The following is a 21661-nucleotide window of genomic DNA, read 5'->3' on the forward strand; positions in this document are numbered from 1 at the left end:
CGTATGGGTAGGACCAGTGATGCCGGAGAGAAGATCCTCGCCGCCGGGCGGTCGCTCTTCGAGGCGCGCGGTTATTCGGCGCTGGGGGTGGCCGAGATCTGCAAGGCGGCCGGAGTGCCGAAGGGCAGCTTCTACTACTTCTACGCGTCGAAGGAGGCCCTCGCGCTGGCCGTCGTCGACGCACACTGGGCGGACCAGCGCCGGGAGTGGACACGCATCCTGAGCGGGGGGACCGCCGGTGCTCAACCGCTGGACCGGCTGCGGCAGTTGTTCGAGGAGACCGAGGCCGGGCAGCATGCCGTGCAGCAGGGCTGCGGCACCGTGCTGGGCTGTCTCTTCGGCAACCTCAGCCTGGAGATGAGCCATCGGACGGAGGCCGTTCGCGCACGGCTGCAGGAGATCTTCGACGCCCAGGTCGAGATGGTCGCCGCGGTCATCGACGAGGCGCGCGAGCGCGGGGACGTGACCGTCAACGACCCCCGGGAGGCGGCGCGTTCCGTCGTCGCGCAGTTGGAGGGCCAGGTGATGTTCGCGAAGCTCTACAACAACACCGGGCGCCTGAGCCCCCTTTGGGGCAACTGCCTCGCGCTGCTCGGGGCCCGTACGGCCTGATCAGCGACCGGCGGTGCGTATCTCCTGGGCGGGGGCGGAGTGCCGTATCGCCACCGCTTGACGGCGCGGAAAGCCGAGCCGCAGGACGGCGGACGCGACGGCCGCGGCGAGGACCACTCCGGCGGCCAGGAGCAGGGCCGGGCGGTAGCCGTGGTGCAGGAGCGGGGCTACGGCGAGGGGGCCGAGGATCTGGCCGACGGAGTAGCCGGCGGTCAACAGGGCCACCGAGCGCGGGAATCGCAACTCCGCGCCGGTTGCCAGGGCGAGCGTGCTGACGCCGATGAAGGTGGCGCCGAACAGCACCGCGCCGACCAGGGCCGCCGCGACCCCACCGACCAGCGCGGGCAGCGCGATGCCGACCGCCTGGATCACCAGCGCCACGCCCAGCAGCCCGGGCCGCGACCAACGGCGCCCGAGTCGGGCCCAGAGTGCGGAGGACGGTACGGCGGCCAGTCCGACGAGCACCCACGCGCCGCTGCCGATCCAGCCCGGGGAACTCTGTCCGATCGCGGCGACCAGGAAGGTACCGGCGACGATGTAGCCGACGCCCTCCAGGGTGTAGCCGGCGAACAGGGCGCCGAACCAGGGGTCAACTGACGTGTCAGGGAAGCCGGTTGAGGGTTTCGGCGGGACCTCGGGCCGTAGATTCCACGCGGCGGTCGCGAGCGCTGCGGCGAGCGCGGCCGAGGACCACCACGCGACCTGCCAGTCCGCGACGGAGCGCAGGGCGAGGACCAGCAGGCCGGAGAGCGCGATGCCCGCGCCCACGCCGCCGAAGCCCCAGCCGGGGAGGTGGGGCGGGTGGTCCCGCAGGTGACCGAGGAGCGAGCTGACCGCGACCACGAAGATCAGCGCGCTCGCCACCCCCGCCAGCAGCCGTAGCGCGATCCATGCCGTGGTGTTGTGGGTGGCGGGCATCGCGGCCAGCGTGCCGATCAGCACGACGAGCGAGCCGCGCAGGACCGCGCGGGAGCGGACCAGGGCGGGGAGCAGGGTGCCGGCGAGGGCGCCGAGGAGGTAGCCGACGTAGTTGGCGGTGGCCAGGTGGGCGCCGGCGCGGGTGGAGAGCCCTGCCTGGGAGTGCATCAGCGGGAGGATCGGGGTGTAGACGAAGCGGCCGACGCCCATGCCCGCCGCGAGGGCCGCGGCGACCCGTACGACGTGCGGCCAGGGGGACAGGAGGGGGCCCTCCGCCCGGGGTGCGGGGACCGGGGCGTAGCGGCTCACGGCTGTGAAATCCCTTGCGGTCAGGGTGAGTTACGGTGAGTTACTCCGCATAGCCCGGGTCGTTCGGGTGCGGTTCCAGCGGGGTGACGGCGAAGGTCATCCACGCGTGCAGGGGCAGGGTGCCGAGCACCTTCGCGTGGAGGTCCTCCTCGTCGGCGGCGCGCCAGACGCCGATGCTGCGCAGTTCGCCGACCGGGCGCCACAGCCGGGCCAGACGGCCGGTCGCGGCCAGTTCGCGGGCGCGGACGGCCTCGGCGGCGCGGCGGCGGTCGACCTCCTCCTGAGGGGTGCCCTCGGGGATCGTGGTGGTGATCTCGACCAGGAACTCTCGCAGCATGATCTCGCTCCGTTCGGGCCCGCCCGGCGGGGCTTCGGGGCGCCGGGCTTCCATGACCTCATGGTGGCCCGGGACCGGCCCGGGCGCCACGACGGGCTCACTCCCTGTTGAGAGGTCCGGTCTCCCAGCCCGCGTAGCATGACGGGCGTGGAGCTGCGCCAACTGAGGTACTTCGTCGCCGTCGCCGAGGAGCTGAACTTCGGCCGGGCCGCCGACCGCCTCCTGATCGCCGGCCCCTCCCTCTCCCAGCAGATCAAGGCCCTCGAACGCGACCTGGGCGTACGGCTCTTCGACCGCGACCGCCGCTCGGTCTCCCTCACCCCGGCCGGTGCCGCCCTGCTCCCGCACACCCGTGCCCTGCTGGAGCGCGCCGACGACCTCCGGCGCCGGGCCGGGCGGCTCGCGGGCTCGGAGGCGGTGCGGCTCGGTTACGTCAACTGGCTTCCCGCGGACCTGACTTCGCGCACCGCCGGGGTGGCCCAGGTGCACGTCGACGCGTGGGTCGCGCCCTCGCACACGCAGGCCGCCCGGGTCGCGGACGGCAGCCTGGACCTCGCCGTGTGCTGGGTGCGGGAGGAGGACCTGAAGCGGCACGGGCTGCGGGCCCGGCTGCTCGGCGCGGACCGGTTGTACGCGGTGTCCCCGGGCACCGACACCGGTGATGTGCAGGCCAGGGACACCGTCCTCCTCCTCGACGACGACACCAATTCCTGGTCGTCCTGGAACGTCTACGCCGAGCAGCTCGCGCGCGATACCGGGGCCCGCGCGGTGCCCATCTCCGACGGCGGGATCACCGGCCCCGCGTTCTTCGACCACGTCCGCCGCAGCCGCCGCCCGGTCGTCAACTCGCCCAAGGGGCAGACCACTTCACTGCCGTCCGACCTGGTGCGCCGCGAGATCGTCGGGCCGACGGTCCACTGGACCTGGTCGCTGGTGTGGCGCGAGGGCGAGACGCGGACCGCGGTGCTCGCCGCCGTGGACGCGCTCTGCGACGGCGTCGGCGACCTCGGGCTGCGCGCCCCCGACGCGTGGCTGCCCGAGGGCGACCCGCACCGCTGACGTGGACTGGGAGGCCAGGCCTCCCAGCAACAAGGATTCCGGTCCTGGGAAAACCCTGCCTGACCTTTGCTTTCACTTCCCCGGGTCACCTACTTTCTCCCATAGGCGACCGGTCGGCTAGTAGGAATCGACCGACCGGAAGCACCTCAGCAACTACTTCGGAGAAGGTCGTCATGAGCTCTCAGACCCAGAAGGTCGCGATCGTCACCGGTGCCTCGCAGGGCATCGGAGCCGGCGTCGTCGACGCCTACCGCAAGCTCGGCTACGCCGTCGTCGCCACCTCGCGCACCATCGCCCCGGCCGACGACGCGGACGTGCTGACCGTCCAGGGCGACATCGCGGACCCGGCGACCGCCGAGCGGGTCGTCGCCGCCGCGATCGAGCGGTTCGGCCGCGTCGACACGCTGGTCAACAACGCGGGCGTCTTCGTGGCCAAGCCGTTCACCGACTACACCGCCGACGACTACGCGTCCGTGCTCGGCATCAACATGACCGGGTTCTTCCGGATCACCCAGCTGGCCATCGGGCACATGCTCGCCCAGGGCGGCGGCCACATCGTCAACGTGACCACCAGCCTGGTCGACAACGCGGACGCCCGGGTCCCCTCCGCCCTGGCCTCGCTGACCAAGGGCGGGCTGCAGTCCGCGACCAAGTCCCTCGCCATCGAGTACGCCACCCGCGGCATCCGCGCCAACGCCGTGTCGCCGGGCACCATCAAGACGCCGATGCACCCGGAGGAGACCCACACCGGCCTCGCCGGACTGCACCCGGTCGGCCGGATGGGCGAGGTGAGCGACATCGTCGACGCCGTGGTGTTCTTGGAGAACGCGCCCTTCGTCACCGGCGAGATCCTGCATGTCGACGGTGGTATGAGCGCCGGTCACTGAGACCGGTCACCGAGAAAGGTCGACGGAGATGAACAGCACGAACGACGACGAACTCGTCCTGCGCGGTGTCCTGGACCCCTGGAAGGCGGCCGTGGACGCCCATGAACCGGAGGAGGTGGCCCGGCTCTTCACCGAGGACGCGATCTTCCAGGGGCTGCACCCCTACAGCGTCGGACGGCAGGGCGTCGCCGAGTACTACGACTCCCAACCCCTGGGCATGACGGCCGAGTTCGAGATCCTCGAAACCAGAAGGCTCGCGGACGACCTCGTCCTCGGTTATCTGGACACGGAGTTCACGTTCACCGACCGGTCGCCGGTGGACGTCAAACTCGCCGTGCTGGTGAAGTGGCTGGCGGACGGCTGGTACATCGCCCACTACCAGGTGTCGCGGCTCTGAGAGCTGTGAAGGAAAGCTGCGACACGGCTTAAGAAAACCTCGATGGACCCGGGCGCTCCGGTGGGGCAGATTGCTAACAGAATCCACCCCCACCCCCGGAACGGGCTCGTTCGACGTGCCCTAGCCCGGGACCTCACCCTCAGGAGCCGTTGCGTTGAAGGCGCTGGTCAAGGAGAAGGCGGAACCCGGGCTGTGGCTCGCGGACGTACCCGAGCCCGCCGTCGGACCCGGCGACGTACTGATCAAGGTCCTGCGGACCGGGATCTGCGGCACCGACCTGCACATCCGGAACTGGGACGGCTGGGCTCAGCAGGCGATCCGTACGCCGCTGGTGCTCGGCCACGAGTTCGCGGGCGAGGTCGTCGGGACCGGGCGGGACGTCGCCGACATCGCCGTCGGTGAACTGGTCAGCGGTGAGGGCCACTTGGTGTGCGGCAAGTGCCGCAACTGTCTCGCCGGGCGCCGCCACCTGTGCCGGGCCACGGTGGGGCTCGGCGTCGGACGGGACGGGGCCTTCGCGGAGTACGTCGCGCTGCCCGCCGTCAATGTGTGGGTGCACCGCGTGCCCGTCGACCTCGATGTCGCCGCGATCTTCGATCCGTTCGGCAACGCCGTGCACACCGCGCTGTCCTTCCCGCTCGTCGGCGAGGACGTGCTGATCACCGGTGCGGGTCCGATCGGCTTGATGGCGGCGGCAGTCGCACGGCACGCGGGTGCGCGGAACGTCGTAGTGACGGATGTGAGCGAGGAACGCCTCGCGCTCGCCCGCAAGATAGGCGTGAGCCTCGCACTGAACGTGACGGACGCTCAGATCGTCGACGGCCAGCGGGAGTTGGGGCTCCGTGAGGGCTTCGACATTGGCCTGGAGATGTCCGGCCGACCCGAGGCCATGCGCGACATGATCGCCAACATGACGCACGGCGGCCGGATCGCGATGCTGGGACTGCCCGCCGAGGAGTTCCCGGTGGACTGGTCCCGCATCGTCACCTCGATGCTCACCATCAAGGGCATCTACGGCCGTGAGATGTTCGAGACGTGGTACGCGATGTCGGTCCTGCTGGAGGGCGGCCTGGACCTCGCGCCCGTGATCACCGGCCGGTACGGACACCGCGACTTCGAGGCGGCGTTCGCGGACGCGGCGAGCGGCAAGGGCGGCAAGGTCATCCTGGACTGGACCGCGTAACTCCCTACGGGCGCGTAACTCCCTTTGGGAGCGAGCAACTCCCTGTCGGACCGAGTAACTCCCCCTCGGTGAAGGAACTTTAGGAGCTTCCCCCATGTTCGACTCCGTGCGCGACGACCTCCGCACCACCCTCGACGAGATCCGTGCCGCCGGACTCCACAAGCCCGAGCGCGTGATCGGCTCACCGCAGTCCGCGACCGTGAACGTCACCGCGGGCGGGCGCCCCGGCGAGGTCCTCAACTTCTGCGCCAACAACTACCTCGGACTCGCCGACCACCCCGAGGTCGTCGCCGCCGCGCACGCGGCCCTCGACCGCTGGGGCTACGGCATGGCGTCCGTGCGCTTCATCTGCGGAACCCAGGAGGTCCACAAGGAACTTGAGGCCCGGCTGGCCGCGTTCCTCGGCCAGGAGGACACGATCCTCTACTCCTCCTGCTTCGACGCCAACGGCGGTGTCTTCGAAACCCTGTTGGGCGCGGAGGACGCGGTCATCTCCGACGCCCTCAACCACGCCTCGATCATCGACGGCATCCGCCTCTCCAAGGCCCGCCGCCTGCGCTACGCCAACCGCGACATGGCCGATCTGGAACGGCAGTTGAAGGAGGCGTCGGGTGCGCGCAGGAAGCTGATCGTGACCGACGGCGTCTTCTCCATGGACGGTTACGTCGCCCCCCTCCACGAGATCTGCGACCTCGCCGACCGCTACGACGCGATGGTCATGGTCGACGACTCCCACGCCGTCGGCTTCGTCGGCCCCGGCGGCCGGGGCACCCCCGAACTGCACGGCGTCATGGACCGCGTCGACATCATCACCGGCACCCTCGGCAAGGCCCTGGGCGGTGCCTCCGGCGGCTACGTCGCCGCCCGCGCGGAGATCGTCGCCCTGCTCCGCCAGCGCTCCCGGCCGTACCTCTTCTCGAACACCCTGGCTCCGGTGATCGCGGCGGCGTCGCTCAAGGTGCTCGACCTGCTGGAGTCGGCGGATGATCTGCGCGTCCAACTCGCCGAGAACACCGCGTTGTTCCGCCGGAGGATGACCGAGGAGGGCTTCGACATCCTCGCCGGTGACCATGCGATCGCCCCCGTGATGATCGGCGACGCGACGGTGGCGGGCCGGATGGCGGAGCTGCTGCTGGAGCGGGGGGTGTACGTCATCGGCTTCTCGTATCCGGTGGTGCCGCAGGGACAGGCCCGGATTCGGGTGCAGTTGTCGGCCGCGCACTCGACGGGGGATGTGAATCGGGCGGTGGATGCGTTTGTCGCGGCGCGGGCTGAGCTGGAGGGGTGAGCGGCGGGGGGTGAGGTTGAGGGCGGGGCGGGTCGGACGGCGGGGGCCGGGGCGGAGCCGAAGGGCTGTGAGGCGGGGGCTGTGGCTGTGGGCGGTGCTCGGGTCGGAGCGTGTGGTCGGCGGGCTGAAGTTGAGTGGCGTGGCGGAGGACCGAGGCCGGGGTGGGGCGGACGGCTGTGCGGCGGAGGCTGGGGTTGAGGGCGGAGCTGGCGGGCTGAGCTGGAGGGGTGAGCGGCGGGGGGTGAGGTTGAGGGTGGGGCGGGTGGGCTGAGCTGGAGGGCTGATCCGATCGACTCGGACCCCGCCCGCACCCGGACCCGGACCGGGCCCAGGGTTCGATCCTGACCTTGCCCCGGAACCCCACCCGGCCCCCGTCCCGACCCGTGTTCGCCCGACCCCTCGGACATATTGCGATAATCGGTCCCATGATCGAAGCTCGGCGGCTCCATATCCTCCGTGCGGTGGCCGACCACCGCACCGTGACGGCGGCGGCCGCCGCGCTGTATCTGACGCCCTCGGCGGTCTCGCAGCAGCTTGCCGCGCTGGAGCAGGAGACCGGGCACCGGCTGGTCGAGCGTGGTGCCAAGGGGGTGCGGCTGACCCCGGCCGGGGAGATTCTGCTCAGCCATACCAATGTGGTCCTGGCTCAGCTGGAGCGGGCCGAGGCGGAGCTCGCCGCGTACAGCTCGGGTGCGGCCGGCACGGTCACCGTCGCCGCGTTCGCGACCGGTATCGCACAGGTCGTAGCGCCTGCGGTGACCCGTCTCGCGCACCTGGCGCCCGGTATTCGCATCCGGGTCCAGGATGCCGAGGGCGACGCCAGTCTGCCGATGGTGCTGGACCGGCAGGTGGATGTCGCGGTCGCCGTCGAGTACCGCGGGGCGCCGCCCGCCGACGACCCGCGTCTGACCCATCTCCCGCTCTACGCCGAGCCGTTCGACGCGGTCGTGCCGGTCACCCACCGCCTCGCCGACGCCGATGAAGTCCCCCTCGCCGAGTTGGCCAAGGACTCGTGGATCGGTCCATACCCTGGCAACCCCTGCCACGAGGTCGTCGTCCTCGCCTGCGAGAACGCCGGATTCCAGCTCCGCCTCGAACACTCCTCCGACGACTTCCGCGCCGTGGTCGCCCTCGCCTCGGCCGACGCGGGCGTGGCCCTCGTCCCCCGCTCGGCGCTCCGCGGCATGGACCTGACCGGAGTCGTCGTCCGGCCCGTCGACGGAGTCGCCCCGACCCGCCGGGTCTTCGCCGCCGTACGACGCGGCACGGAGGAGCACCCGCTGATCCGCCCGGTACTGGACGCATTGGAAGAAGTGGCCCGGACGTAACCTCGTCGTCTCATATCCGGGATACCGTCCCGGATATGAGATCCGAGGAAACGGTCGCGACGACCACCGACCCGGTGGACATCCGACTCGGCGCCCGGCTCGCCGAGCTGCGCGCCCAACACGGTTGGTCCCTGGGGGAGTTGGCGGAACGCAGCGGGGTGAGCCGTTCGACCCTGTCCCGTGCCGAACGCGGCGAGATCAGCCCCACCGCCTCCCTCCTCAACCGCCTGTGCGGCGTCTACGGCCGCACCATGTCCCAACTCCTCAGCGAGGTGGAGGCCGAACCCGCCCTGCTGGTCCGCGCCGCCGAGCAACCGGTGTGGGAGGACCGCACCTCCGGTTTCGTACGACGATCCGTGTCGCCCCCGCACACCGGGCTGCGCGGCGAACTCGTCGAGGGGCGCCTCCGCGCGGGCGCCGACCTCGCCTACGACCGGCCGCCCGTGCCCGGCCTGGAACAGCACATCTGGGTCCTGGAGGGCGCCCTCGACGTGACGGCCCAGGACACCGAGCACCATCTGGACGCCGGTGACTGTCTGCGGTTGCGGGTGTGGGGGCCGACGCGGTTCCGGTGCGCGGGTCCTGACGACGTGCGCTACGTACTGGCGGTGGTGTTGCCGTGATGGCGAAGGTGAAGGCGAAGGCGAAAACGAAGGTGAAGGTGACGGTGCAAGGGTTGGACGCGTCTCAACTCCTCGCCGCCGTGGATGAGTTGGCGGATCTGCTCACCGACACCGTGGACGACGGCGCCTCCATCGGGTTCCTCGCGCCGCTCGACCGAACGGCTGCCGTCGACTGGTGGCGCGAGCGTGCCGACGCCGTGGCCGCCGGGCAACTCGCCGTGTGGGTGGCGCTGAGCGGCGACCGGGTCGTCGGCACGGTGAGCCTGGCCTTCCCCGGCAAGCCCAACAGCCGTCACCGCGCCGAGTTGGTCAAGTTGATGGTGCACAGGGAGGCCAGGGGATCGGGGCTTGGCCGCCGGCTCCTGACCGTCGCCGAGGACGCGGCCGTCGCCGCCGGCATCACCCTCCTCCACCTCGACACCGAGACCGACAGCCCCGCCGAGCACCTGTACCGCTCGGCCGGCTGGACCCGGGCCGGCGTGATCCCGGACTACGCGGCGAGCCCCGCCGGGGTGCTGCGGCCGACGACGCTCTACTACAAGCGCGTGGGGGAGGGAGCGGCGGCGGGCGTCGGGTCGGATGTGGAGGCGGGCGCCGAGGCGGACTTGGGGGCGGGCACTCTCACCAGGTGATTGTCAGTGGCAGCCGCTATCTTGCGAGTCATGCCGGATGCCGAAGACGTACGCCGTATCGCCCTCTCCCTCCCGGACACGACGGAGAAGATCGCCTGGAACATGCCCACCTTCCGGGTCGCCGGAAAGATGTTCGTCACCGTGCCCGAGGAGGAGACCTCCATCGCGGTGCGTTGCCCCAAGGAGGAGCGCGACGAACTGGTCCTGGCGGAGCCGGGGAAGTTCTGGGTCGCCGACCACGAGGCGGGCTTCGCCTGGGTCCGGGCCCGCCTCTCCGCGCTGGACAGCGAGGACGAACTCCGTGACATCCTCGCCGACTCCTGGCGCCAGGCGGCCCCGCCCCGACTCCTGGACGCCTACCCGGAGTTGGGGCTCCCGGCCGGGTCCGGCGACTGAAATTCCCTCGGGCGTTGTCAGTGCCGCGTGGCATCATCCGAAAGCGGAGTGTGAGCCGGGACGGAGGGGGATCCGGCTCCCACGGCAACGATGCCTAGCGGGATGTCATGAACACCGGCGGGGGCTTCGGGGGCGGCGGTCGGGGGATGGAGTGGTGGGGGATGCAGTCGGTCGGGGCGGTCGGCGACGGTGATGACATCGTTGCCGGAAGGGGTGCGAGAAGGCGTGCCGAAGCCGTTGCGGGGTCGACGAAGAGGGGCGACGGGGGTGGCGAACGGCCCGTCTGGGCACGGGACTTCGCCCTGTTCTTCGTGGCCCGCGCCGTCGCCCGGCTCGGCGACACCATGCTGCCCGTGGCCCTCGCCGCCGGCCTCCTGGAACACGGGTACGGCGCGGGCGCGGTAGGCCTCGCCATGGCCTCCACGGCCGCCGCCTTCGCGGGACTCGTCGTCTTCGGCGGGGTGATCGCGGACCGGTTCAGCACCCGCAAGCTGATGATCGGCGCCGACCTGGTGCGCCTCGGCACCCAGTCCCTCGCCGCCGCGCTCTTCTTCACCGGCCATGTCGTGCTCTGGGAGATCTGCGCGATCGGCTTCGTCAACGGCGTGGCGGGCGCGGTGTTCCAGCCCGGCGTGGCGAGCACGGTGCCGCGACTCGCCTCCGACATCCAGGGTGCGAACGGCGCGATACGCATCGCCGAGTCCGCCGCCCAACTCGCGGGCCCGGCCGTGGCGGGCCTGCTCGTCGGATTCACCTCGCCCGGCGGCGTGTTCGCGGCGCATGCCGCCACCTACGCGGTCAGCGCCCTCTGCCTCCTGCTGCTCCGGCTGCCCCCGCTCGCACCGGGCAGCCGTGAGCCGGGGCACGGGTCGGGCGCCTTCAAGGCCGATCTGGTCGAGGGATGGCGGGAGTTCAGATCACGCACGTGGCTCTGGGGAGTCATCGCCGTGTGGTGCCTCTACATGATCGCGGTGTGGGGCCCGACCGTTCCGCTCGTGGCGACAGAGGTGGTGCAACAGCACGGCCCGCGCGCCTACGGCCTGATCAACTCGGCCCTCGGCGCGGGCACCGTCGTAGGCGGACTCCTCGCCCTGCGGCTGCGCCCTCGCCGTATGCTCCGCGCCGGTGCGATCGCCCTCTTCGCCTTCGCAGGTTTCCCGGCGACCGTCGGGGCGGGACTCGGCGTACCGGCCATGGCGGCCGGCGCCGCCGTCGCCGGGGTGGGGATGTCCTTCTGGGGCGTGATGTGGGCGACCAGTGTCCAGACCCAGGTCCCACCGGACGTCCTCAACCGCATCCACGCGTACGACGTTGCGGGCTCCCTCGCGATGATGCCCGTCGGCCAGGCTTTGGCGGGCCCCGCGGCTGCGGGGATCGGTGCCGACCATGTGCTGCTCGTCGCGGGGGCGATGAGTTTCGCGGTGCCGACCGCTCTGCTCCTGGTGCCTGCCATACGTGGGTTGATACGGGCTGACGCGATACCGGTCGGTCGGAGAGGGGCGAGTGGGGCGAGTGCCCCGAGCGATGCGGCGATACGTGAACGGGCGTGTCCGCAAGAGAGTTGACGGCGACGGCGACGGCATGGGCTCGGCGGGGGAGGAGGGGGAGCGGGCCGGGATGTTGTCGCGCGGCGCGGCCTTAGCCCCGCACGGCCGCCCGCTCACCGCTTCCTGCAAAGCCGCCGATCCGCTCGCGCAGCGTCCGCGCGTCGAGGCCGTGGGCGGTGAGGTGTTCGGCGACGGTGCCGTAGCGCCGGAGTTCGGCGCGGCCGACGCCCAGGCCGAGCACGCGGTGGGGCACGTCGGCGAGCGCGTCGTTCGCGGCCGTGGTCGAGGTGCCCGCCAGATACGGCTCGACGAGGACGACGTCTGTCCCGGCATCCCGGGTGGCGGCGCGCAACGCGTCCGCGTCGAAGGGCCGTACGGTCGTCGCGTACAGGACGGTGACGTCGAGGCCCTCCGTCGCGGCGAGGACGGTGTCGAGCATCGGTCCGACGGCGACGACCACGCCGGAGCGGCCTTCGCGGACGGTGAGGAAGCGCGTGCCGTCGACCGGGAGAGCGTCCGCGTTCGACTGGACGGAGAGTCGTACGTACACCTTGTCGTCGCCCGCGCCGACCGCGTGCCGTAGCAGGGTCTCGGCCTCGTCCGGGTGGCCCGGGACGTGGACGGTCCAGCCGTCCAGGGTGTCGAGGAGGGCCACGTCGCCCGGAGCCATGTGCGTGAACCCGCCGGCGGGCCAGTCGAAGGAGGCCGCCGCGCTCACCAGTACCGCGCCGACGTCCTGGTGCCCCAGGTCCAGCTTGAGCTGCTCGAAGGGCCGCTCGACGAGGAAACTCGCGAAGGTGTGCACGACCGGACGCATCCCGGTCAGGGCGAGTCCCGCGCCCGCCCCGACGAGGAGCTGCTCGCGGATGCCTACGTTGATCACCCGGTCGGGGTGCCGGAGTTGGGCGTCCGTGAAGCCGTCCTTGCCGATCTCGGCGAGCACGACCGCGACCCGCGGGTCTTCGTCGAGCAGCCGGGAGACGACCGGGGCGAACCGGTCACGCATGGTGTCCATGGGGTGCCTTTCTCGATGTGCTGGTGAGGAGGGAGGGAGGGAGGGGAAGGGGGAGGGGGAGGGACGATCAGGCGGACTTCGGTTCCACCTGGGCCACGACCGCATGCGGTCGGCCGGGGTGCGGTGTGGTGAAGGCGGCGTACAGCGCTTCGTGGTCGCGGCCGTCGACCGTCACCGCGGACCAGCCCGCGGCCTCGAAGCGGGCGGCGATACCGCCGGGCCGGGCATGGCTGGCGGAGGAGTTGTCGACGACGACGGTGTGCAGCCGGTCCAGTCCGGCGGGCCCGGCGAAGGCGATGGCCTCGTGGTTGCTGCCCTCGTCCAGTTCGGCGTCCCCGACCAGCACCCAGACCCGGGGTTCGGTACGCCCCTGCGCCCGGAGCCCCAGTGCCGTCCCGACGGCGATCGGCAGTCCGTGCCCCAGGGACCCGCTGCCGATCTCGGCGCCGGGCACCAGCACCCGGTCGGGGTGGTGCCCGAGCGGCGAGTCGTAGGAGCCGAAGTCCGGGAGCCACTCCGCCGGCACGAATCCCTTGGCGGCCAGCACCGCGTAGTAGGCCATGGGCCCGTGCCCCTTGGACAGCAGGAACCGGTCCCGCTCGGGGTCGTCCATCCGGTCCGGGCCGACCCGTAGCACCCGGTCGTAGAGGACCCACAACACGTCCAGCGTGGAGGTCGCCGCCGGGCCGTGCTTCTCGTCGCCGGTCATCAGCCCCATGAGGCGGGGCAGGTCGCCGTACGGGTAGAGGCGGTTGTCTTCCGTGGTGGTCGTCGTCATGCGGACGATCGTGCAACCTCAACCAAACTTCAGGTCAAGCGGCGCGGGTGGAGTCGGCCGGAGGCGACCCCGGGCCGGGAATAAAGGCGTGCGCGATCACCGACGGGAGTGCGGTATTGTTTCCATGCGCGTTCAACCAGGGGAAACCCCAGGTCAGACGGGCAACGGGACGTGGCGCAGCTTGGTAGCGCACTTGACTGGGGGTCAAGGGGTCGCAGGTTCAAATCCTGTCGTCCCGACTTTTGAAGTCGCAGGTCAGAGGCCGTTTTCTCAGCGATGGGAAGGCGGTCTTTGTCGTGTCTGCGGGGGTGGTGGTCGGGGGCAGGGCGCGGGGCTGGTTGGCGGAGCCGTTGGAAGTCGTGGCGCGGGGATCGCGGCCGCTTCGGCCGGTCCGGTCGGTCGGCTTGGTGTGCGGTCTTCGATGTGATCTTGTCGCGCTCCCGTGCCGGCGAAGGCCGGCGACCGCGCCACCGGATCCGCCGCGGCGTTCGCGGTGGCGATCCGATCGGCCCTTGCGGCACCGCCGCGCGCATGTCCTGCCTCCTGAGGTGGGGTCGGACGGCTCGCGCGGAATGCGCCAAACGGGCATGTGGGTTCGCCGGTTGGGCACCCGATACGGCCATGGCCGGTTTCGGGAGCGTGCCGGTCGGCGCGCACGATCCCGGAGTCGACGGCGACGACCCGGCCGAGGTCGTCCTCGGCGTCTGCCTGCGTAAACGGAGCGGTGGAGACCTGTTTTCAGGTGTCGTCGATCAGTGCCGGGACGCCTCGGACCGCGGTGTCGTCGGCTCGGAGAACTCCCGCTGCCGCAGGGCGCACCGCACGTTTTCCGTCACCGAGGCACCCGTCGGCGGTCGCCGATCTATGGACCCGCCTGCAAATATTGAGCACAAAGTCCACACAGACCTCTCTCCAGGCGCCCTCAGATGGTCTAGATTGACCGTGCTTTCGCATGGTGGGACACCAGGCGACAAAAGGCGATCTATGGGTCCGGCGTTTTGGACGGCCAGTGGCCGTGTCTCTCGCGCCGGACTGGGGGTGATCAATTCTTGGAGCTCAAGAGGGACTTGGTGTGCGGGGAGCATCCGAAGTCCCGACAGGTTTCCGGGTTGTTCACATAGCTCTGCGACAGTCGGGATGCCATACGCCGGGGGCGGTGGCTTTCTGAGGGGGAACAGCACGGTGGGGGGCCTCCCGATGGGAGGCACAGTGCGGGGGGCGGGGACCCTCCGCAGGGGGCGAAACAGTGTGAGGCGGTGACGCCGAACCACTGGGGACCTTGGGGGGTTCTGTGCGGCAGGGGGGAATACTCGGCCCTTTTCCGTCGGCGCGCGAGCGTCTGGCGAACGGGGCGATCAGCCAGCCCGCGACCGATTGGGAGCAGCGGTACCGCCGTACGGTGATCTTCAGTGACACCGTGGCCACCGCCTTCGTGGTGGCGGCGATCGGCGACTTCTTCGGGTCCCGGGACGCGGCCAACTGGCATGAGAAATGGGAGATCCTCGCATTCGGCACCCAGCTGCTGGTGCTGGGGGCGCTTGCGGTGAGCCGGTCGTGGGCTCCGGCCGTGCTCGGCCAGGGTGCCGAGGAATTCCGTCGGCTCGGACGCTCGCTGTTCACGGCGACCGTCGTGCTGGCGCTCGGCGGGATCGCCCTGACCTCGCGCAACATCAAACTCTGGATCTTCGTCGCGATCCCGGCGATCGCGCTCGTCACCATGACCGAGCGGTATCTGCTCCGGCTCTGGCTGCACAAACAGCGCAACGAAGGACGCTGCCTGAGACCGGTGCTCGCTGCCGGGAGCCCGGCGACCGTGCGCGACCTGATCAATCGCACTCGCAAGTTCCCGCACCTCGGCTGGCGGGTGGAGGCGGTGTGCACGACGGACGGCCGTGGCATCGACGGCGAGCAAGGCGGGCTCGACGGTGACCAGTTGGACGGCGTGCCGGTCATAGGCCTGCTGGAGGACGTCGCCAAGCACGTCCGCCACGACGGCTACCGTGTCGTCGCCGTCACCCCGGACCCGCACTGGTCACCGGACCGGCTGCAGCGGCTGGCCTGGAACCTCGAAGGCAGCGACGCCGAGATGATCGTGGCCCCCGTGCTGATGGAGGTGGCCGGCCCGCGCCTGCATGTCGACGCGGTGCTCGGAATCCCGCTGCTGCGGGTCAGCATGCCGACCTTCAGTGGGGGCCGCCGGGCGATCAAGGGGGTCGTCGACCGGGTAGGCGCAACGATTCTGCTGGTGCTGTTCGCACCGCTGATGATCCTCGTCGGGCTGCTCGTGCTGATGGACAGCCGGGGCGGGGCGATCTACCGCCAGCGCAGGGTCGGCAAGGACGGCCGTGAATTCACCATCGTCAAGTTCCGCACCATGGTCACCGGGGCCCACGGGGCACGTCGGGACCTGGCCGACCGGAACGAGGGCGCGGGCCTGCTGTTCAAGCTCCGCCGGGATCCGCGGGTGACCCGGGTGGGAGCGGTGCTGCGCCGGTACTCGCTCGACGAGCTCCCGCAGCTCTTCAACGTGCTCACCGGATCGATGTCGCTCGTCGGACCGCGGCCCCCGCTGCCTGAGGAGTCCGCCGCGTACGGCCCGGACATCCGGCGGCGGTTGCTGGTCAAGCCAGGCCTCACCGGCCTGTGGCAGATCAGCGGACGCAGCGACCTGCCGTGGGAGGAGGCGGTCCGCCTCGACCTGCGCTACGTGGAGGACTGGTCGCTCGCCCTGGACACGGTGATCTTGTGGAAGACACTGCGTGCCGTGCTCCACGGGCAGGGGGCCTACTGATGCGCGGGAGTCGTCCGACCGACGCGCGGACCTCAGGCCGCAAGGGCCTGACTGGGGGGAGAGACGGGGCATGAGAGTCAGCGTTTTCGGGCTCGGCTACGTGGGCTGTGTGTCGGCCGCGTGCCTGGCCAGCATGGGGCACGAGGTCATCGGGGTGGACGTGAACCAGGTGAAGGTCGACCTGGTCAACGACGGCAAGGCCCCGGTGGTCGAGGAGCGGATCGGCGAGCTCATCGCCGAGGTCGTGCGGACCGGAGCGCTCCGCGCCACCGGTGATGTCCGCGAGGCGATCATGGGCAGTGAGGTGTCGCTGGTCTGCGTGGGCACGCCGTCGGAGCCCAACGGCAGCCTGTGCACCACGTACTTGGAGCGGGTCACCGAACAGATCGGCGCCGCGCTCGCCGAGCGGGGCGGGCGCCAGACCGTCGTGTTCCGCAGCACCATGCTCCCGGGCACCTGCCTGAACCTGCTGGTGCCGATCCTGGAGAAGAACGTCGGGGGCACGGCCGGGGTGGACTTCGGGGTCGCGGTCAACCCGGAGTTCCTGCGCGAGGGCACGAGCGTGCAGGACTTCTTCGACCCGCCCAAGACCGTCATCGGCGAGTTCGACCCGGCGAGCGGCGACGCGCTGGCGGCGCTGTACGACGGCCTGCCCGGCGAGGTGTTCCGGGTGCCGGTCCCGACCGCCGAGGCGATCAAGTACGCGGACAACGCGTTCCACGGCCTCAAGATCGGCTTCGCGAACGAGCTGGGCTCGGTGTGCCAGGCGCTCGGGGTGGACTCGCACCAGGTGATGGACGTGTTCCTCGCCGACCGCAAGCTGAACATCAGCCCCGCCTACCTGCGGCCCGGCTTCGCCTTCGGTGGCTCCTGTCTGCCCAAGGACCTGCGCAGCCTGGTCTTCGCGGCGCAGCGGGCCGACGTCTCGGTGCCGATCCTCTCCCACGTGCTGGCCTCCAACTCCGACCATCTCCAGCGCGCGGTGGACCTGGTCGAGCGCACCGGCAAACGCAAGGTGGGCCTGTTCGGGCTGTCCTTCAAGCCCGGCACCGACGACCTCAGGGAGAGCCCGCTCGTCGAGCTGGCGGAGAGACTCTTCGGCAAGGGCTACGACCTCAAGATCTACGACGCCAACGTGAGCCTCTCCCGGCTGCTGGGCGCGAACCGCGAGTACATCGAGAGCCGGCTGCCGCATCTCGCGCAGCTGCTCGCCGACTCCGTCGACGAGGTGCTGGAGCACGCCGAGGTGTGCCTGGTGGGGACCAAGGACCCTGCCGTGGTGTCGGCGCTGCCCCATGCGGGCGGACCGATGATCGTCGACCTCATCCACCTTCCCGACGCCGAGACGCGCCGGAACGAACCGGGGTACATGGGCCTTGCTTGGTAACGCAATCAGCCGCGACGGGTCGAACCGGCGCGCGCTGATCCTGGTGGAGAACCTTTCGGTGCCGTTCGACCGGCGGGTGTGGCAGGAGTGCACCACGCTGCGCGACGCGGGCTGGGAGGTGCACGTCATCTGCCCCCAGGGGGAGAAACGGGACACGGAGCCGGAAGCGGTGATCGACGGGGTGCGGATCCACCGCTACCCGTTGCGCGCGGCCACCGGAGGGCCGGCCGGCTACCTGCGGGAGTACGGAACGGCGCTGTGGCACACGGTCCGGCTGGCCCGCAAGGTCGGCCCGGTCGACGTGGTCCACGCCTGCAACCCGCCCGACCTGCTGTTCCTCCCGGCCCTGTGGATGAAGCGGCGCGGCGCGCGGTTCGTCTTCGACCAGCACGACCTGGTACCCGAGCTGTACCTCTCCCGGTTCGACCGCGGCGAGGACCTGCTCTACCGCGCCGTGTGCGCGCTGGAGAGGCGGACCTACCGGGCCGCCGACATCGTGCTCGCCACGAACGAGAGCTACCGGGACGTCGCGCTGTGCCGCGGCGGCAAGCGGCCGGAGGACGTCTTCGTGGTGCGCAGCGCGCCCGCGACCGACCGGTTCCAACCGGTGCCGCCGGAGCCGGAGTTGAAGCGCGGCAAGCCTCATCTGCTGTGCTACCTCGGTGTCATGGGCCCGCAGGACGGCGTCGACTACGCCTTGCGGGCCCTCGCGAAACTGCGTGACGAACTCGGGCGCACCGACTGGCACGCGGTCTTCGTCGGCGCCGGCGACGCCTTCGACGCGATGGTGGAACTGGCCCGGCGGCTCGGTCTCTCCGAGCAGGTGCAGTTCACCGGGCGCATCCCGGACGCCGACCTGGTGCGCTACCTGTGCACCGCGGACGTGTGCCTTTCCCCCGACCCGTGCAATCCGCTCAACGACGTGTCGACCATGAACAAGGTCCTGGAATACATGGCGATGGGACGGCCGATCGTCTCGTTCGACCTCCGGGAGGCGCGCGTCTCCGCCGGTGACGCCGCCGTCTACGCGCCCGACGACGACGAGGCCCAGTTCGCCAAGCTCATCGCGCTGCTCCTCGACGATCCCGAGAAGCGGGCCCGGATGGGCAAGATCGGCCAGGAGCGGGTCAGCGGGCCGCTGTCCTGGGAGAACTCGCAAGCGTCACTGCTCGCCGCCTATGCCGCCGCCTGCCGGGACCAAGCCCCGGTGTCCGCGGATGGGCCGGTCCGTACGGGGAAGAGGCCGCACCATTGAATGACGACACGATCCGCCTGGTCACGATCGGACGGATTCTCCGTCGGCGATGGCGGCTCCTCGCCGTCCTCGCCGTAGCGGGCGCGCTCTTCGGCTACGGCACCTCGGTGCTGCTGCTTCCGCCGCGCTACACGGCAGAGGCATCGGTGCTGCTGCCGGGCCAGTGGGAAGAGCGCGAACTGCTGACCCAGGTGGACATCGCCACCAGTTCGGCGGTGGTCGACCGCGCGGCCGCCGCGCTCAACTGGACCGGCGTCAACGGCACCGAACTGCAGAAAGACGTGAGTGCCAAGGCGGACGACGGAAACATCATCAAGGTCTCCGGTACGGCCGACACCCCGGAGCGCGCGCAGCGGCTCTCCGACCAGCTGGCCCAGCAGTTCGTCACCTTCGCCACCCGTATCGCGGGCGGCAGCACCGACCCCGCGGCGGACACGGCGACAGAGGCGCTGCGGAAGCAGGTGGCCGAGACCAACCGTCGTATCACCGATCTGGCCGACTCGGCGGATCCGGGGCAGACCGTGGAGGGCGTGCAGGCCCGCACCGAGCTGGAGGGGCTGCGCACCGGGCTGCAGGACGCCATGAAGAAGCTGGAGGAGGCCAACCCGGCGAGCGCCAAGGCCAGCATGGTCGTCATGGGGCCGGCACCCCGGCCGACCGGAGCGGCGGCGCCGACGAGGACGCAGCTCATCGTCGCCGGGGCGCTGCTGTTCTTCGTGCTCGCGATCGTGGGCCATCTCGCCGCCGCACGGGTGAGCCGCCGGCTGCGCGCCGAACCGGAGATCGCCGCGGCGCTCGGCTCGCCGTTCCTCGGCACCGTCGACGTGCCCGGCGAACGGCACGGGCACCGGCCCGAGAGCCACGGCTCGCGGGCCCGGCTCCGCCGCCTTCTCGGCATCGACACCCGGTGGGACGTACCGGCCCCGCAGCGGTCCGGCGACGAGGCCGAGCGGCGGCTCCGCTACCGGCGGGTGTGCGCCCGCCTCCGGGACCAACTGCCCGCCCCCCGGCGGCTGCTGGTCGTCGTACCGGAAGGCGACGAGGTCGCCCGGCTGGCCGCCGGACAGCTCGTCGCCGAGGCCTCCGGTGACCCGCGGCTGCGGGTGGTGGAGGTCTCGGTGGACCGGCCGATCGTGCCGGACCGCGACACCGAGTCCGGTGCCCTCGCCGTCCTCAGCGCCGGGAGCTGGACCGCCGGGGAACTCGCCGGCATCGCCGAGGCGTGCGCGGACGGCGGCCACGAGCTCGTCGGCGTCGTCGTCGCCGGCACGGTCCGCACCCGGCCGACGGAAACCGCCGAACGACTTTCCGACGACGCCACTTTGACGTTCGCGGTACACGGCCGCGCGACAGGAGATTCAGCGTGACGACGAGCACGACTTCGGAGTCGTCGGCCGCCGCCCCGCTCCTCGACCTCCAGGCGCTGGTGGTCGCGGTGCGCAGACGCCGCCGTCTGTGGGGCGCCATGGCGCTCCTCGGGATGCTGGCCGGCGCGGCCGTGGCGGTCCTGCTGCCGCCGGCCCCGGCCGCCGTGACCAAGGTGCTGGTCGCGCATCAGGAGGACCAGCCGAACGACACCGGAACGCTGATCCGCACCGACGCCCAGCTGCTGGCGACCTCGCGGATCGCCGGCCAGGCCCTGCGGATCCTCAAGTCCCCGGAAAAACCCGAGGACTTCATGAAGAACTACCGGGGCACCGGACTGACCAACAACGTCCTTGAGATCGATGTGACGGGCAAGACCGACGCGGAAGCGGTGGCCCGGGCCAAGGCACTGGCCGAGGCGTTCGTCGCGGACCACGCCAAGCGCATCAACGACATCGCCAACGCCAACGCCCAGGGCCTGCTCGACCAGCGGGACCGTATGGAGGCGGAGCTCGCCGACGTCAACAAGTCGATCGGCGGCCGGTCGCCCGACACCGACCCCAAGGACGCGGCGAACCTTGAGTCGCTCTTCGCCCGGCGGGCCGAACTCACCTCGCAGATCTCCGACTTCGGCCAGCGCGCCGAGGAGGCCCGCGTCGGCGCGCCCCAGCTCGTCGCAGGCACCCAGATCGTGGACGCCCCGCGCGCGGTGCGGCACTCGCTGCCCAAGGCCCTCGTCACCGACGGCGTGGTCGGCCTCGTCCTCGGGCTCTTCCTGGGGCTCGCGCTGGCCGCGGTCGGCGTGGTGGTCGCGGACCGCCCCGTCCTGCGCCGGGACATCGCGGCGAACCTCGGCGCCTCGGTCATCGCCGAACTGCCGCGCCGCTCCGGCAGGTTGTGGCAGCGCCGGCGGACCCGGGTGGCACGCGAACGGCTCGCCACCACGCTGGCCCGCACCTCGCGCGGCTCGGCGGAGCCGCTGTCGCTGCTGGAACTCGGCTGCGCGCGCAGCACGGCCGTGATCGCCCTCGGTCTCGCCCGGGCCCTGGGGGAGGACGGGCCGGTGACCGTCGTCGACGGTCTCCCCGGCACGCAGCTCTCGGGCCGCCGCCCGAAACCGGGGGACCCCACCGTGGTCGGCGGCGAGAAGGCCGCCACCGTGTCCCCGCAGGAGCAGCGGATCGGCGTCGGCTCGGTGGCACCCGGCACGGCGTGGACCGACCTTCAGCACCTCGGCTCCCGGACCGTGCTCGTCGTGCGTGCCGGGCACGGCAGCGCCGCATGGCTGCACACCGTGGCCCGGCAGCTCGCGGACCAGCACATCCCGGTGATCGGTGTGGTGCTGATCGACCCCGATCCGCGCGACCGGACCGACGGCACGCTGTGGGACGGGCTGGCCAACGCGCTGCGTGGCCGGAGCGAGCGGCCGACCTGGCAGAACGGTGGGGGTACCTCCCACGCCGTTCAGGCAGCGGGGGAGGGCCGGCGGCTCACGGAACGCCAGCCGATACGGGCCGCACGGGTCCCGGACAACGACCAGGAGGTGCGGTAGAC

General features: G+C 71.2%; 20 protein-coding genes and 1 tRNA gene. 17 read left to right on the forward strand and 4 right to left on the reverse strand.

Features of this window, described 5'->3' with window-relative positions; all coding sequences use genetic code 11:
• The first annotated feature begins 3 nt into the window (after window positions 1-3).
• Entirely contained in the window at window positions 4-612 is a 609-nt protein-coding gene (locus OG407_RS42195; protein ID WP_405865659.1) for a TetR/AcrR family transcriptional regulator, read from the forward strand.
• On the opposite strand, the gene OG407_RS42200 is transcribed toward OG407_RS42195, so the two are convergent.
• Entirely contained in the window at window positions 613-1740 is a 1128-nt protein-coding gene (locus tag OG407_RS42200; protein ID WP_405868884.1) for a YbfB/YjiJ family MFS transporter, read from the reverse strand.
• Window positions 1741-1879: 139 nt separating this feature from the next.
• The gene (locus OG407_RS42205; protein ID WP_405868886.1) at window positions 1880-2173 is read right to left on the reverse strand and encodes a muconolactone Delta-isomerase family protein; all 294 of its coding nucleotides are present in this window, start codon (window positions 2171-2173) and stop codon (window positions 1880-1882) included.
• 141 nt (window positions 2174-2314) lie between these two features.
• Here OG407_RS42205 and OG407_RS42210 point away from each other — a divergent pair, with 141 nt between their 5' ends.
• The 10 genes from OG407_RS42210 (at window position 2315) to OG407_RS42255 (ending at window position 11534) form a co-directional block, all read left to right on the forward strand.
• Entirely contained in the window at window positions 2315-3235 is a 921-nt protein-coding gene (locus OG407_RS42210; RefSeq protein WP_405865661.1) for a LysR family transcriptional regulator, read from the forward strand.
• 173 nt (window positions 3236-3408) lie between these two features.
• Window positions 3409-4122 (forward strand): SDR family NAD(P)-dependent oxidoreductase, encoded by a 714-nt coding sequence (locus tag OG407_RS42215; RefSeq protein ID WP_405865663.1) that lies wholly within the window; start codon window positions 3409-3411, stop codon window positions 4120-4122.
• A 28-nt stretch (window positions 4123-4150) separates the two neighbouring features.
• A complete protein-coding gene (locus tag OG407_RS42220) occupies window positions 4151-4519 on the forward strand; it encodes an SgcJ/EcaC family oxidoreductase (protein ID WP_405865665.1) in 369 nt (122 codons plus the stop codon).
• 154 nt (window positions 4520-4673) lie between these two features.
• A complete protein-coding gene (tdh, locus tag OG407_RS42225) occupies window positions 4674-5702 on the forward strand; it encodes an L-threonine 3-dehydrogenase (RefSeq protein WP_405865667.1) in 1029 nt (342 codons plus the stop codon).
• Between the two features lie 94 nt (window positions 5703-5796).
• Window positions 5797-6990, forward strand: a complete 1194-nt coding sequence (locus OG407_RS42230) for a glycine C-acetyltransferase (RefSeq protein ID WP_405865669.1) — start codon at window positions 5797-5799, stop codon at window positions 6988-6990.
• Between the two features lie 425 nt (window positions 6991-7415).
• Window positions 7416-8318, forward strand: coding sequence for a LysR family transcriptional regulator (locus tag OG407_RS42235; RefSeq protein WP_405865671.1), 903 nt, complete (start codon window positions 7416-7418; stop codon window positions 8316-8318).
• A 35-nt stretch (window positions 8319-8353) separates the two neighbouring features.
• Window positions 8354-8941 (forward strand): helix-turn-helix domain-containing protein, encoded by a 588-nt coding sequence (locus tag OG407_RS42240; protein ID WP_405865673.1) that lies wholly within the window; start codon window positions 8354-8356, stop codon window positions 8939-8941.
• On the forward strand, window positions 8941-9573 hold the full coding sequence (locus OG407_RS42245; RefSeq protein WP_405865675.1) for a GNAT family N-acetyltransferase: 633 nt from the start codon (window positions 8941-8943) through the stop codon (window positions 9571-9573). The genes OG407_RS42240 and OG407_RS42245 overlap by 1 nt, the downstream gene beginning before the upstream one ends.
• Before the next feature lie 30 nt (window positions 9574-9603).
• Entirely contained in the window at window positions 9604-9969 is a 366-nt protein-coding gene (locus OG407_RS42250) for an MmcQ/YjbR family DNA-binding protein (protein WP_403585641.1), read from the forward strand.
• Window positions 9970-10130: 161 nt separating this feature from the next.
• On the forward strand, window positions 10131-11534 hold the full coding sequence (locus OG407_RS42255) for an MFS transporter (protein WP_405868888.1): 1404 nt from the start codon (window positions 10131-10133) through the stop codon (window positions 11532-11534).
• A gap of 73 nt (window positions 11535-11607) precedes the next feature.
• Here OG407_RS42255 and OG407_RS42260 read toward each other — a convergent pair whose 3' ends face one another.
• Both OG407_RS42260 and OG407_RS42265 read right to left on the reverse strand, forming a co-directional pair.
• Complete coding sequence (locus tag OG407_RS42260; protein WP_405865677.1) at window positions 11608-12531, reverse strand: transketolase family protein; 924 nt, start codon at window positions 12529-12531, stop codon at window positions 11608-11610.
• Window positions 12532-12598: 67 nt separating this feature from the next.
• Window positions 12599-13309, reverse strand: a complete 711-nt coding sequence (locus OG407_RS42265; protein ID WP_405865679.1) for a transketolase — start codon at window positions 13307-13309, stop codon at window positions 12599-12601.
• A gap of 165 nt (window positions 13310-13474) precedes the next feature.
• Between OG407_RS42265 and OG407_RS42270 the strand changes: the two genes are divergently transcribed.
• The 6 genes from OG407_RS42270 (at window position 13475) to OG407_RS42295 (ending at window position 21659) form a co-directional block, all read left to right on the forward strand.
• A tRNA-Pro gene (locus OG407_RS42270) sits at window positions 13475-13548 on the forward strand.
• 1052 nt (window positions 13549-14600) lie between these two features.
• On the forward strand, window positions 14601-16100 hold the full coding sequence (locus tag OG407_RS42275) for a sugar transferase (protein WP_405865681.1): 1500 nt from the start codon (window positions 14601-14603) through the stop codon (window positions 16098-16100).
• Window positions 16101-16170: 70 nt separating this feature from the next.
• Complete coding sequence (locus tag OG407_RS42280) at window positions 16171-17487, forward strand: nucleotide sugar dehydrogenase (RefSeq protein ID WP_405865683.1); 1317 nt, start codon at window positions 16171-16173, stop codon at window positions 17485-17487.
• The gene (locus OG407_RS42285) at window positions 17477-18742 is read left to right on the forward strand and encodes a glycosyltransferase family 4 protein (protein ID WP_405865685.1); all 1266 of its coding nucleotides are present in this window, start codon (window positions 17477-17479) and stop codon (window positions 18740-18742) included. The genes OG407_RS42280 and OG407_RS42285 overlap by 11 nt, the downstream gene beginning before the upstream one ends.
• Window positions 18739-20109: a Wzz/FepE/Etk N-terminal domain-containing protein gene (locus OG407_RS42290; protein WP_405865687.1), complete on the forward strand. Its 1371-nt coding sequence runs from the start codon at window positions 18739-18741 to the stop codon at window positions 20107-20109. The genes OG407_RS42285 and OG407_RS42290 overlap by 4 nt, the downstream gene beginning before the upstream one ends.
• Window positions 20106-21659: a Wzz/FepE/Etk N-terminal domain-containing protein gene (locus tag OG407_RS42295; RefSeq protein ID WP_405865689.1), complete on the forward strand. Its 1554-nt coding sequence runs from the start codon at window positions 20106-20108 to the stop codon at window positions 21657-21659. The genes OG407_RS42290 and OG407_RS42295 overlap by 4 nt, the downstream gene beginning before the upstream one ends.
• The last annotated feature ends 2 nt before the right edge of the window (window positions 21660-21661 follow it).

This window comes from Streptomyces sp. NBC_01515, from assembly GCF_045040345.1.
Taxonomy (GTDB): Bacteria; Actinomycetota; Actinomycetes; order Streptomycetales; family Streptomycetaceae; genus Streptomyces.